This window comes from Gelidibacter salicanalis, from assembly GCF_007997285.1.
Classification (GTDB): domain Bacteria; phylum Bacteroidota; class Bacteroidia; order Flavobacteriales; family Flavobacteriaceae; genus Gelidibacter; species Gelidibacter salicanalis.
This window is the reverse complement of the sequence record NZ_VORX01000007.1, coordinates 80,618-93,453: the sequence shown is the minus strand read 5'-3', so window position 1 is coordinate 93,453 and position 12,836 is coordinate 80,618. Positions and strand designations below refer to the sequence as shown.

Here is a 12,836-nt window from a genome sequence, read left to right as displayed (position 1 = left end):
TAATAGTATTTTAAGGGTATTGCAGGTCTAAATTCTTAATTTTGGAATGATTTTAGCGCTAGTGCAACAGATGAAGTTATTGACCTACATTTTTTTAGTTTTCCCAGTTCTGCTCTTTGCACAAACAGCTCCTGTGGAGAAAGATTCTACCGCGGTGGAGTATTATTATATTGATGGCGATTCGATACCAGTGACGACCATTGATTTGGATGCTGTGGTAGTTCTAAACCGGTTAAAGTTTGCTGATAAAGAGGCCAGAATCCGCTATTTGATTTTAAAACGGAAAACCATCAAGGTATACCCTTATGCAAAATTGGCGGCAGAGCGCTTGGTGGAGTTGACCAACAGGTTGGAAACCTTAGAACGCAATAGCCAAAAGCGGCAGTATGCTAAAATTATTCAAAAATATATTGAGGAAGAATTTTCGGCTGAACTAAAAAAATTAACCCGTACGGAAGGTCAGATTTTGGTCAAGTTAATCCACAGGCAAACCGGAAAGACCACTTTTGAACTCATAAAGGAGTTGCGCAGTGGTTGGCGTGCCTTTTGGTTTAATAACACCGCGAGAGTGTTTGATATCTCTTTAAAAGAAGAATTTAATCCTTTAGAGGTCAGTGAAGATTATTTGATTGAGGATATTTTAGAACGCGCATTCCAAAATGGACATTTAGAACGGCAACAATCGGCATTTCCTGTTGATTATTTCGAACTTAAAGCCAAATGGACGGCTAAAACAGTTAAAAAGTAATGCGAATACAATCAGAATTTGAAGAAAAATTAAATGCATGGACGCATGGCTTTGGAGCGCTTTTAGGTGTTGCTGGGTTGGCCTTGCTGATTAGTTATAAAGAGCATAACACAGACTGGAGTTTGTTTAGCGTCATTATCTACGGCATCTCTATAATTATTCTTTTTTCCGCCTCTGCTATTTATCATTCTGTTTCAAGCGAACGGAAAAAACATTATTTCCGGATTGTAGACCATATCAGCATTTATCTACTCATAGCTGGAACTTACACGCCGGTTACTTTAATTGCTCTTAACAACAGCTTAGGTTGGCCATTGTTTTGGAGTGTTTGGGCCATTGCCGGGTTTGGGCTGATTTTAAAACTATTTTTTACCGGTAAATTTGAAATTATATCCACACTACTTTATTTGGTAATGGGTTGGTTAATTATTTTTGATTTCAGCAACCTTTCCCAATTGATTGGGCCAAACGGCGTTGCACTTTTATTTGCAGGAGGCGCATTTTACAGCATTGGAATCATTTTCTATGCGGTACCTAAGATACCCTACAACCACGTTATATGGCATCTATTTGTGTTGGGAGGAGCCATTTGCCACTACTTGCTTATTTTTCTTTACGTTTTATGATATTACTTTTTGAGTTTACTGATATCGATTTTAAATAGGTCAGCAGCATTTTTCCACATGATCAATTCTTTCTTATCATCGGCCAAATCTAATTGATCCATAAATTTGAGGTAAGACTTCATGTTACTAATAGGCCAATCCGTACCGTATAATAAATATTTAGGATCGCCAGCGTAGGTTATCATTTCTTCGATTTCCTTTTTCATGTAGCGTTCAAACTTCTCGTTGAAATCGCCCAAAACCAAGCCGGAAATATCTGCATGCACATTTTCATTCTTATAAACCACCTCCATACAATCCTTAATCCAAGGGTTACCTACATGGCAGATAACAATCTTTAAATCAGGATAGTCTACCGCCAAATCATCAATATGAATGGGGTGGGAGAATTTGATTTTCCCATTAGGGGCATAGGTGTCACCGGAGTGAAACATTACGGGCACATCAAACTCAATGGCCATATCATACATCACCTTAAAGCGAATATCGTTAGGGTAAAAAGGCTCGTAACCTGGATAGAACTTAAGACCTTTTATAAGTCCAGCATCTAGAAATTCGCTGAGTTCGCGTAAATCCTTATAATCATAATTTAAATAACTAACGCCAGCCACAACACCAAGATTGTCTCTATTGCTGATAGCTTCCACAACACTTTTAGTGCTCGGGCGGTGTTCATTCACTTTATAGGATGACAATACCAGCGAATAATCCACGTTATTTTCCGCCATGGTGTCTGTTAACTTGTTGAGGCTGTCATCTAAAGAAACAACTCGGTCTTCATGATAATTATTAATATGGGTGTGAACGTCTATAATCATAATGTGTTTTAACTTTTAACTAAGTAATATTTTGGCTAAGCTAACAATATCTGACAATTTGAGGAAAGGAGCAAGGGTTTTCGGGCTTCAGTATTCAGTAGGCAGTATTCAGTCTTCAGTCTTCAGTAAACAGTATCGAGTATTTAGTATTAAGTATTAAGAATTTAGTATGAAGAGTTTATTTTAATCTGAACTGCTAACTGACAACTGTTGACTGACAACTGTTGACTGCCAACTGAAGACTGCCTACTGCTAACTATTAAGTGTCAATAAAATCCTTATAATCTTCAAAGAAAGTTTCAAATAAACTCATTTTTTCAACAAAAAATTCCATGACGTCTCTCCAAGTGTTTTTATTGTGAATGGATACGTTTGCATTTAAAGGCACATGGATCCTTGAGATTTCTTTGCCGTTTTCTAAAAAGTATTCCTCTTCAAAAATGGCTTCGGGTAAAAACTCCTCAGTTAATATCGCTTTAAGGGACTGCAGTTTATCCCAATAGTTGATCCGGTTTTCCAAATCGTCCTCTAAGTCTAAAGTGACCATGGCGGACTTTGTATCAAAATGAAATTTGAAGGCAAACCCTTTGAGCTTCGTATCATAAAGGATCCATTTTCTAGGAAATGACTTTCCGAAACTGATCCAGAATTCTTCTCTTAATTTCCGTGAATCTTCTTTACTAAACATATTATTTGTCGCGAAAGCGGGACTCTTTTTAAATAAAATTTATATTTTCTAAAACCTAAAACCTAAAACCTCAAACCTCAAACCTAAATCATATACGCCACTACAATTCCCAGGACAATCACCACAAGTTTGGAAAGGTTGAATTTATGACCTTCACTACTTTCAAATAAAATAACTGTTGAGATGTGGAAGAAAATACCAATAACAATGGCATTAATGTAAAACACATACCCTTCAACTAAGGTCACGGTATTGGAAATGAGTGTGCCAATGGGCGTCATGGCGGCAAAAACCACTAGAAATCCAACTACTTGCATTGTGGTGAATTTGGATTGTATGAGGTAAGTGGTAATTAAGGCCGCAATGGGTATTTTGTGAATAAGGACGCCATACACCATATCATTGTGTTGGTGAATGGGAAAGCCTTCCAAAAAACTATGGATGCTCAAACTGATAAACAACACCCACGGAAACGCTGTGTCATCCTCTTGCACATGAACATGGCCATGTTCCGCACCTTTGGAGAAAAACTCTAACAAAATTTGAATGAGTATACCAAACATGATGAACAGCCCGGTTTCCTTAGCGTCTAAATGCTCATAAACTTCTGGTAACAGTTCAAAAAGGGTTAAGGCTAGTAAAAAAGCACCGCTAAACGATAATAGTAATTTTGTGTACTTGGGTTTGCGTTGCTTAAAAATTAAGACTAACAAAACACCAATAACAACGGCAAGAATCGGTAATAAATAGTGTATCATTTAAAGATCATTATTAAACGCTCTGAGGTAGCTTTATGGAATTTTCGCAGTTTGTAATCGCCAAAAACATCCAATAAATACACACCGGCTTCTTCAAATAGTGCTTCAAAATCAGCGAGTGTCTTTGCTTTAACACGCTCTTGATACTGAAAATCTTCACCCTTGTCTGTAAAACTAATATCTTTAACAATGTAACCGTCTTCCACATAGCGTTTTTGATGAAAATCAATATTACCTACCGTTTTCACATCTTCAGGCACTAAATTTTCAATGACATAGTCGCTGTTCATAAAGTCAATGACTCCAAAGCCAGATTCATTTAAATCATCCCTTATGGCTTTAATGGTGTTTAAGTTGTCTTCCGTTCGATCAAAATATCCAAAACTTGTAAATAAATTAAATACGGCGTCAAATTGATCATTAAACGGTCTGCACATGTCATGCACTTCAAAGTGAAGTTTTTCATTTTCGTGCTGTTTAGCGTAAGCAATACTATTCACGGAGAGGTCAACGCCAGTAACATCATAGCCCAATGAGCTGAGATATATGGAATGACGCCCTTTGCCGCAGGCAAGATCGAGTATTTTACCGTTTTCGGGTAAATTTAAATACTGGGTCAAATTATCCATAAATTGGTGTGCTTCGGCATAGTCTCTATCTTCATAAAGTATGTGGTAATACGAGGTGTCAAACCAGGAAGCGTACCACTGTGTTGTGTCTTTTATCATTATAAATTCGTCTGACTGCAAAAATACTTTATTTTTGTAATCTATAGGATGAGAATAATGGATAATAATTTTAATATGGTTGCCAAAACCTTATTTGGTTTTGAAGAATTACTGGCAAAAGAATTGACCCAATTGGGGGCACGAGACGTAAAAGTTGGGGTGCGAAATGTAAGTTTTGCAGGTGATAAAGGATTTATGTACAAAGCCAACTTAGCGCTGAGAACCGCCATTAAAATTCTGAAGCCTATCAATAGTTTTAGAGTCAACAACGAAAAAGATTTATATGACCAACTTTATAAAATGGATTGGTCGCAATATGTAAAGCCAACTGGCACCATTGCAGTAGATGCTACAGTACATTCGCACTTGTTTACACATTCATTATACATTGCCCAAAAAACCAAAGATGCCATTGTAGACAAGTTTAGGGATACGGTGGGCGAACGTCCAAATGTCGATTTAAAATTTCCTGATTTGAAAATTAACGTGCATATTGATCGGAATATGTGCAATATCTCCTTAGATTCTTCGGGAGATTCTTTACACAAACGTGGTTATAAAACTGCAACAAATATTGCGCCTATCAATGAGGTGTTGGCTGCGGGTCTGATTATGTTGTCTGGATGGGATGGGCAATCTGATTTTATGGATCCTATGTGTGGTAGTGGAACAATTTTGGCTGAAGCGGCGATGATTGCTTGTAATATTCCACCAAACTTGATGCGTAAGGAATTTGCTTTTGAGCGCTGGCAAGATTGGGATGTCGATTTATTCGAGAAAATTGAAGAATCACTATTGATAAAAACCAGAGATTTCCATCATAAGATAATAGGTTATGATAAATCGCCAAGTGCCGTAACAAAGGCGAAGGAGAACATCAGTAATGCGCAATTGGAAGATTTTGTAGAAGTGCGTCACGAAGATTTCTTTAAAACCCAAAAAGCCGGCAATGAAAAACTACATATGGTGTTCAATCCACCCTACGGTGAGCGTTTGGATATTGAAATGGAATCTTTTTATAAAAGTATTGGCGACACCTTAAAACAAAACTACCCAGGAACGGATGCATGGTTTATCACTTCTAATCTTGATGCCTTAAAACACGTTGGACTTAGACCTTCGCGAAAAATTCATTTGGTTAACGCCAAATTGGAAGCGCGGTTGGTTAAATATGTGATGTATGAAGGTAGCAAGAAAGGGAAATACATGGACTAGAATGTCGTGAAACCCTTCTAGATTTAAGGACTTTTTTACTAGCCTAATTAATACGATTCTTGGAGTTGCTTGGTATGGTGTTCCGCATGATAGGCCGTCCACATAAGCAGCTCACGTACTGGCATTTTGCCCATAATGGGGTGGGGAAGTACCAAGGTGTCCAAATTCTTGTCTGAGATGCGTCGGGTTTTGTATTGGAGTTTTTTGCTTTCTACCTGCAACCGATTAAGAATATAGCGTTTGTCTTTAATTTTTGGAATTCTTAATGTTTTGGAAACCTTTCTTGGATTTTTCTTATAGTCTTCCAAGCGTTGGAGATAGCGTTGCACAATGGTATCATAATCGCGCAATTCACGATCGTTGAGTCCATAGGCATATTTATACCAAAATCGGGGTAAACTTAAGACATCATTTAAAGGTTTGATACTTTGTAACATGTGCAGAGCTTGTTGACCTGATGTCCATTTGCCTTCCGGACCTTGTATCCATTTTTCATCGTCTTGAACTTCCAGACAATTGAGTAGGGTACGATATTTCTCCTCTAATAAATCAGCAATCTCATCTTTGTGCATAGGTTGGGATTAGTATGCAGAAGTTAAGAAAATTTCGCTAACAATAGGTAGAAAAATTAAAGGGATTTGGAGGATTTTAATCCTCTATACTGATTTTTTTATTTTTCTTGTAGATAGGAATCAAGTACGAGATATTGTAGCCAAACCCGAAACCGAATCGACCACTGTCAAAGGTTCTATTAAACCCCGGTACGTATAGGTTTTCAAAATTTGAAGGTTGATCCTGAGAAATCATGCCTTTAACTTGCACATTGGCGCCAATAAAAAGATTGGTGAACAATTCTGCTTTTGCGCCAATCACCATTTCAATCCAAATGGCAGAAAGACCTTTGTATTCTTGTACATCTGATGATGTAAACGGGGTGTCATAATATTGGTCTGTTGTATACACCGTATAACCGTTTAAACCTTGACTAAAGGTGCTGGCACCCACACGAATACCTGTATAAATCAGGTTTTCCATATCGAGCCAATTTCTGTAGAGATTATAGTCGATACCCGCTTTAAAATAACTGCCTTTTGCAGTGACGTCTAAATAATCATTAATAACGGTGTTTTCTTCAGAACCCAATTCTCCTGCGAGATAGAGTTTTTGGGTGAGCCTATAATCGGCAGCAATTTCAAATCCTTTATAATCGTCATCCACAAATGAGCGTACTAATTTTCCGATATCGCCACCCAATCGCAAACCGTATTTTTGTTTGACCGTAATGGTATCGTTCCGATTATCGTCTTGTACCGTTTGGGCCAATGATGTTAGGGGTAACACCATCAAAATAATCAGACTAGTGATAAATGTTGATATGCGCAGCATCTTCATTATTTAGAGTGGAGTTTATTACTTGAACGTCAATCATCCAATTGTCGTCATCTTTTTCACGGTTGGCTACGACATTATTAAAGACACTTTTATAACCGCAAGCGCGAGAAACATAAATTAGTTCTGAGGTGTAAGTGACTTCCAAGATGTCTATATTCGATTGTGTTTCAGGGTCTTCGTCCAATTCAAAATCACCGTCTCTTTCAATAATGAATCGCGTTGTATTGGAAGCATCTAAAACATCAATTCGCAATGGCAACACAATAGAGTCGAGCGTTTTGTCTAATAAAAGGTATTTTGAATTGGTTTCTTCATACACATTCATTCGTCTCACTGTTTTAGTTTCCGTTCTCTCATTGATATTGTAAAAACGAACAATGAGGTGAGGCGTCGTTGGCGTTGCCGTTGCACAGATATCATCACGTTCACAACCCCAAAGCGTTGCAATCATAACCAGCGAACAGATGATTTTAGTGTACTTATAGAGGGTGTTTCTTTTCAAGTGTCTTTATTTTTCTAGTAATTCCGTATTTCAACATCAGCAATCAACAATCAGCAATCAAAAATCAGCAATCATCAATCATCAATCATCTCATCTTTTTTCCAAAAGTACAACATTTTCAACGTGATGCGTTTGCGGAAACATATCTACTGGTTGCACTTTGGTCACTTTATACATGGCGTCCATCAGTTGCAAATCTCTAGCTTGCGTCGCACTATTACAGCTAACATAGACCACTTTTGCTGGTGCAATGTTTAAAATTTGTTCCACCACATCTTTATGCATTCCATCTCTTGGAGGGTCTGTAATAATGACGTCCGGATGCCCATGTTGGTTAATAAAATCTGCATTGAATACATTTTTCATATCACCCACATAAAATTCAACGTTGTCAATACCGTTTAATTGTGCATTTTCGTTTGCAGCGGTAATAGCATCAGCTACAGCTTCTACGCCCACCACTTTTTTGGCGTTTTTGGCCACAAATTGGGCAATAGTTCCGGTGCCAGTGTATAAGTCATATACTAATTCATCACCTTTTAAATCGGCAAAATCTCGGGTAATTTTATAAAGTTCGAACGCTTGTTCAGAATTGGTTTGGTAAAAGGATTTGGCGTTGATTTTAAATTTCAAGCCTTCCATCTCTTCAAAAATATGATCTTCGCCTTTATAGCAAATCACTTCCTGATCGTAAATAGTGTCATTCGCTTTCCCATTGATAACATATTGCAATGAGGTAATTTCTGGGAATTTGTCACCAATATAATCCATCAATAAAATACGATTGGCTTTATCCTCCTTGTAAAATTGGAAAAGTACCATAATATCACCGGTAGAAGAGGTGCGGAGCATCATCGTTCTTAAAAACCCGGTTTGGTTGCGGGCATTGAAGAATTCCATATTGTGTTTTACGGCAAACTCTTTTACGGAGTTACGAATGGCATTAGACGGATCAGCTTGTAGCCAACATTTCTCGATATCCAATATCTTGTCCCACATTCCAGGAATATGGAATCCGAGGGCATCTTTATCGCCAAAATCCTCTTCAGATTTAATTTCTTCCAAAGTTAGCCAACGGCTATCGCTAAACGAAAATTCCATTTTATTTCTATAAAAATAATCTTTGGCTGAACCTAAAATAGGCGTGATCGGAGGCAGTTCTAAATGTCCAATACGCTTCAGGTTTTCTTCAACTTCTTTCTGCTTGTAGAACAATTGGTGCTCATAAGCCATATCCTGCCATTTACATCCGCCACAAACGCCAAAATGCTGACATCTCGGTTCCGTGCGTTTATCGGAATACTCGTGGAATTTGATAGCCTTGCCTTCGTAGTAGGATTTACGTTTTTTAAAGGTTTCAACATCCACAACATCACCAGGAACCACATTTTGCATAAAAATAACCGCGCCATCTGGCGATTTTGCAACTGATTTTCCCTTAGCACCAGCATCCACCACTAGAACATTCTCAAAGATTTGTTTTTTATTTCGTCTTCCCATGCCGCAAAAATAGTGAAACCAAATGCGATTTACGAATTACATTTTGTCATTTTATTCATGATGTTTTGATTTTATGTTGGATTGTAATTCCATGGTATTCTAAAGAACGAGAATTGTCTTAGATTTTCGAGGTCATTCAGGAAATGATCCACCTTATGGGATGCTGTGTGTGGAATGAAAGTATATGGATCAGTGTGCGTGAAATAAAAATGCGCTTTAGTCATAAAAATCTAAAATTGCACCTCGAAATTAGTCTTAAAATTTTTCAGAGGCTTAATTATTTCATAATTTGCAGGCCCTAGGGATGATTTCTCTCCCACGCTGCTTTTTCGCACCCGCAAACTTACCGGGATATCGAAAGAATAAAGGTACAGTAGGAATGGTTATTTTCCTCGCCTAGCGAGACTTAATTATTAATGTTTACCGCTTTAATACGTGGTTAAACCATGTCTTAACAAAGACATAAAACCTTAAATTCTTATAAAATGGCTGTTTTAGACCAATTAACTTCGCAACAAGCGATCGATTTAGAAAACAAGTATGGTGCACACAATTACCATCCGTTACCAGTAGTGCTGAGTAAAGGAGAAGGTGTGTTTGTTTGGGATGTTGAAGGGAAGAAATATTACGATTTTCTTTCTGCGTACTCTGCGGTCAATCAAGGGCATTGTCATCCAAAAATTGTCGATGCTATGGTGGATCAGGCAAGAACTTTAACCCTAACTTCACGGGCGTTTCACAATGATATGTTAGGTAAATATGAAGCCTATGTGGCAAAATACTTTGGTTTTGATAAAGTATTACCGATGAATACAGGGGCTGAAGCTGTAGAAACTGCTCTTAAAATTTGTAGAAAATGGGCCTATGAAGTCAAAGGTATTGAGAACCATCAGGCTGAAATTATTGTCTGTAAAAATAATTTCCATGGCCGTACGACTACCATCATTTCATTTTCGAATGATCCTGTAGCACGTGAACATTTCGGACCATTTACCGATGGCTTTATTAAAATTGAATACGATAATTTGCAAGAATTGGAGGCGACATTAAAATCGAACCCTAATGTTGCAGGATTTTTAGTAGAACCAATTCAAGGTGAAGCGGGCGTTTACGTACCAAGCGAAAATTACCTCTCTAAAGCCAAGGCTTTATGTGAAGAGCATGACGTCCTATTTATTGCCGATGAAGTACAAACGGGGATTGCAAGAACCGGAAGGTTATTGGCAGTTGACCATGAAAACGTCAAACCAGATATTTTAATTTTAGGAAAAGCCTTAAGTGGTGGTGCTTACCCAGTAAGTGCGGTGTTGGCTAATGATCCCGTCATGAACGTCATCCAACCAGGTAATCACGGAAGTACTTTTGGTGGGAATCCTGTTGCTTCTGCGGTAGCAATGGCTGCTTTAGAAGTTGTTAAAGACGAAAGTTTAGCTGAAAATGCTGAAAAATTAGGTCAGCTTTTTAGAAGTGAGTTGGATAAATTTATTGAAACCAGTACCATTACAACATTAGTAAGAGGTAAAGGTTTACTTAATGCTATCGTCATTAATGACAGTGAAGATGGGGAGACCGCTTGGAACATCTGTTTGGCATTGCGCGATAACGGCTTATTGGCAAAACCTACCCACGGCAATATCATCCGTTTTGCACCTCCATTAGTGATTACGGAAGCGCAATTATTGGATTGTGTGAGTATCATTATCAAAACTTTAAAACAATTTGAATCGAAATCCTAATGATAGAACAAAAATCTGCTTTTGATACCTTTGAACTGAATCTGCCTCCGGCAATTTTGGGCTTTTTAAAAGAAACGTCCAGTTGGACTTATTTTCTCTCCATTTTAGGATTTATAGGCATAGGCCTGATGTTGCTCTTTGGAATTTTCTTTAGTGTGGCTATGGGGTTGATGCCAGGTGGAAATCCTTATGAAGCTATGGGGATGAATATGAATATGTCATTTTTCGGATGGATTTATGTAGCCATGGCTTTGGTGTACTTTTTCCCTGTGCTGTACCTTTTTAATTTTTCCAGAAAAATGAAGAGCGCTTTAGCCTCCAACAATTCTGACGATTTAACGGCAGCATTCTCAAACTTAAAATCACATTATAAGTTTTTAGGTATTTTTACCATTGCCATTGTCAGTCTATACCTCTTGATATTTATTGGCGCCTTATTTACTGGCTTAATGTAGTTAAACATTAGTAGATGGGATAGTTTCATTAAAAATTATCATAAAAAAAGCGGCCGTAAAGCCGCTTTTTTTATGATAAATTGAATTATTCCGGTACTTCAAGTCCGTAACCCTCCATCATTTCACGTGATTGTTCCATGATCACATCCCATCCAATTGTTGAGATTCTGTAAACTGTGGCACCTAAATACACAAGATTTAGGATTAAGATGACTAAGGCAACCGTTTTGGCAGTCTTCATACCAGAAATATTTGTGTATTGCTCTGGGTTTAAATATGCTTCGTTAAGTTTTGTATGCGCCATATAGTAAGCAACTCCGGCAAGTATAAATCCTAAACCTCCAAAGCAGCAGCAAAATAAGCCTAAAATAGCAAGTACATAAATAATTGTGGTGTTCAGTTTTTGTTGTTCCATATATAAAATTGAGTTAGTTGGTTATTTTTAAGATATAGCTGATTATAATGATACCGACACTTAAGATGATCAAGGCGATTTTTAGTTTTTCATCATACTTAAATTTGATAAACAGGTTAAATATAAGAAAAAGTGCCAATAAAATAAGCGCGTAAATTGCGGGATACGTTTTAAAAGCCAGTACAAAGTCCCCTTTAAAAACTAACAAGGTAGCACGCTGAATCCCACAGCCTAAGCACTCCATACCAAACAATTGCTTGTTGATGCATGGGAGCATAAAATCTTCAGGCTTGATATAGTTGAATAGCATCATAGGCAAATGTATAAAAAGATTGCAAGCCATTCTCAGAATTTTTCAACCTAGATTTGTGCAGAACCGCTGATTTTTTAGTTCTAAATGTGTAATTTCGTAGTTCATAATTTAATCATTGAACGCATGAAATTGTCACGACTCATAAACTTTTTGCTCATTCTTATTGGTGGCATTATTGCTATATACGCAAAGGCTGGAACGGAGCAAAATGAATACATTCTTATTGGAGGTATCGTTATCTTGATGATTGGGGTCTACCGACTTTCGAAAAACATACCTAGCAAAAATGATTCAGAAATGACCTCTGATAATACTGATAAATCATGAACTTAAAAGTAGGGGATAAGGTTACTGTGTTGGATGAAGCCATTTCCGGTACGGTTTCAAAAATTGAAGGAAAAACTATTTTTATCGATACTGAAGATGGATTTTTGATGGATTTTCAAGAATCTGAGTTGCTGAAAATGGCAGAAAAGGATACTATGAGATCTAGTATTTTTGCGGACCATTCTTTTGACGAAGTGCTTTCAGAGAAGGAACAACCCGGCAAACGAAAGTCTGTACGTGTAAAACCCAAAGAACGCAGTCAGCCCGCTATGGAAGTGGATTTGCACATTCATAATCTCACCGAAAATCAACGCCATTTATCCAATTATGATATGTTAACCCTGCAACTGGATACTGCGCGCCATAAGTTGGAATTTGCGATCAATAAACGCATACAAAAGATTGTGTTTATACACGGTGTGGGAGAAGGCGTGCTAAAAATGGAGTTAGAAACACTCTTTAGTCGTTATGACAATGTCAAATTTTATGCTGCCGATTTTCAAAAATATGGATTAGGGGCTACAGAAGTTTATGTTTATCAGAATATGTAAATATTAAAGTTTTATCCCAAGTTTTTTATATTGGATAAAAGTTGAATAGCAACGATCGAAGTAA

The 12,836-nt window shown here is 37.5% G+C and carries 17 protein-coding genes; 7 read left to right on the top strand and 10 right to left on the bottom strand.

The window, feature by feature from the left end; translation table 11 throughout:
* The first annotated feature begins 70 nt into the window (after positions 1-70).
* Both ES711_RS13665 and trhA read left to right on the top strand, forming a co-directional pair.
* Complete coding sequence (locus ES711_RS13665) at positions 71-748, top strand: DUF4294 domain-containing protein (RefSeq protein WP_146893931.1); 678 nt, start codon at positions 71-73, stop codon at positions 746-748.
* Positions 748-1,374 (top strand): PAQR family membrane homeostasis protein TrhA, encoded by a 627-nt coding sequence (gene trhA / locus ES711_RS13660; protein ID WP_146893858.1) that lies wholly within the window; start codon positions 748-750, stop codon positions 1,372-1,374. Before ES711_RS13665 ends, trhA begins: the two co-directional genes overlap by 1 nt.
* Before the next feature lie 2 nt (positions 1,375-1,376).
* Here the strand turns inward: trhA and ES711_RS13655 are convergent, their stop codons facing one another.
* The 4 genes from ES711_RS13655 to ES711_RS13640 form a co-directional block, all read right to left on the bottom strand.
* Positions 1,377-2,192: an amidohydrolase family protein gene (locus ES711_RS13655; protein WP_146893857.1), complete on the bottom strand. Its 816-nt coding sequence runs from the start codon at positions 2,190-2,192 to the stop codon at positions 1,377-1,379.
* 259 nt (positions 2,193-2,451) lie between these two features.
* Entirely contained in the window at positions 2,452-2,880 is a 429-nt protein-coding gene (locus ES711_RS13650) for a DUF4268 domain-containing protein (protein ID WP_146893856.1), read from the bottom strand.
* Between the two features lie 83 nt (positions 2,881-2,963).
* Positions 2,964-3,638, bottom strand: a complete 675-nt coding sequence (locus ES711_RS13645; RefSeq protein WP_146893855.1) for a ZIP family metal transporter — start codon at positions 3,636-3,638, stop codon at positions 2,964-2,966.
* Positions 3,635-4,366 (bottom strand): class I SAM-dependent methyltransferase, encoded by a 732-nt coding sequence (locus ES711_RS13640; RefSeq protein ID WP_146893854.1) that lies wholly within the window; start codon positions 4,364-4,366, stop codon positions 3,635-3,637. Before ES711_RS13640 ends, ES711_RS13645 begins: the two co-directional genes overlap by 4 nt.
* Before the next feature lie 57 nt (positions 4,367-4,423).
* Between ES711_RS13640 and ES711_RS13635 the strand changes: the two genes are divergently transcribed.
* The gene (locus ES711_RS13635) at positions 4,424-5,581 is read left to right on the top strand and encodes a THUMP domain-containing class I SAM-dependent RNA methyltransferase (RefSeq protein ID WP_146893853.1); all 1,158 of its coding nucleotides are present in this window, start codon (positions 4,424-4,426) and stop codon (positions 5,579-5,581) included.
* A gap of 47 nt (positions 5,582-5,628) precedes the next feature.
* Here the strand turns inward: ES711_RS13635 and ES711_RS13630 are convergent, their stop codons facing one another.
* The 4 genes from ES711_RS13630 to rlmD all read right to left on the bottom strand — a co-directional run bounded on the left by ES711_RS13630 (position 5,629) and on the right by rlmD (position 8,975).
* On the bottom strand, positions 5,629-6,153 hold the full coding sequence (locus tag ES711_RS13630; protein ID WP_146893852.1) for a DinB family protein: 525 nt from the start codon (positions 6,151-6,153) through the stop codon (positions 5,629-5,631).
* Between the two features lie 76 nt (positions 6,154-6,229).
* Positions 6,230-6,967, bottom strand: a complete 738-nt coding sequence (locus ES711_RS13625) for a DUF6048 family protein (protein WP_246139200.1) — start codon at positions 6,965-6,967, stop codon at positions 6,230-6,232.
* Positions 6,939-7,475, bottom strand: a complete 537-nt coding sequence (locus ES711_RS13620) for a DUF6452 family protein (protein WP_146893851.1) — start codon at positions 7,473-7,475, stop codon at positions 6,939-6,941. Before ES711_RS13620 ends, ES711_RS13625 begins: the two co-directional genes overlap by 29 nt.
* A gap of 90 nt (positions 7,476-7,565) precedes the next feature.
* Entirely contained in the window at positions 7,566-8,975 is a 1,410-nt protein-coding gene (rlmD, locus tag ES711_RS13615; protein WP_146893850.1) for a 23S rRNA (uracil(1939)-C(5))-methyltransferase RlmD, read from the bottom strand.
* Positions 8,976-9,460: 485 nt separating this feature from the next.
* Between rlmD and rocD the strand changes: the two genes are divergently transcribed.
* A complete protein-coding gene (rocD, locus tag ES711_RS13610) occupies positions 9,461-10,711 on the top strand; it encodes an ornithine--oxo-acid transaminase (protein ID WP_146893849.1) in 1,251 nt (416 codons plus the stop codon).
* Entirely contained in the window at positions 10,711-11,166 is a 456-nt protein-coding gene (locus ES711_RS13605) for a DUF5362 family protein (RefSeq protein WP_246139199.1), read from the top strand. The genes rocD and ES711_RS13605 overlap by 1 nt, the downstream gene beginning before the upstream one ends.
* An 85-nt stretch (positions 11,167-11,251) precedes the next feature.
* Here the strand turns inward: ES711_RS13605 and ES711_RS13600 are convergent, their stop codons facing one another.
* Both ES711_RS13600 and ES711_RS13595 read right to left on the bottom strand, forming a co-directional pair.
* Complete coding sequence (locus tag ES711_RS13600) at positions 11,252-11,581, bottom strand: CCC motif membrane protein (RefSeq protein ID WP_146893848.1); 330 nt, start codon at positions 11,579-11,581, stop codon at positions 11,252-11,254.
* Between the two features lie 13 nt (positions 11,582-11,594).
* Positions 11,595-11,894 carry a DUF2752 domain-containing protein gene (locus ES711_RS13595; protein ID WP_246139198.1) on the bottom strand — a complete coding sequence of 100 codons (300 nt, stop codon included), beginning with the start codon at positions 11,892-11,894 and terminating at the stop codon, positions 11,595-11,597.
* Positions 11,895-12,017: 123 nt separating this feature from the next.
* Between ES711_RS13595 and ES711_RS13590 the strand changes: the two genes are divergently transcribed.
* Positions 12,018-12,221, top strand: coding sequence for a hypothetical protein (locus ES711_RS13590; protein ID WP_146893847.1), 204 nt, complete (start codon positions 12,018-12,020; stop codon positions 12,219-12,221).
* Entirely contained in the window at positions 12,218-12,772 is a 555-nt protein-coding gene (locus ES711_RS13585) for a Smr/MutS family protein (protein WP_146893846.1), read from the top strand. The genes ES711_RS13590 and ES711_RS13585 overlap by 4 nt, the downstream gene beginning before the upstream one ends.
* The last annotated feature ends 64 nt before the right edge of the window (positions 12,773-12,836 follow it).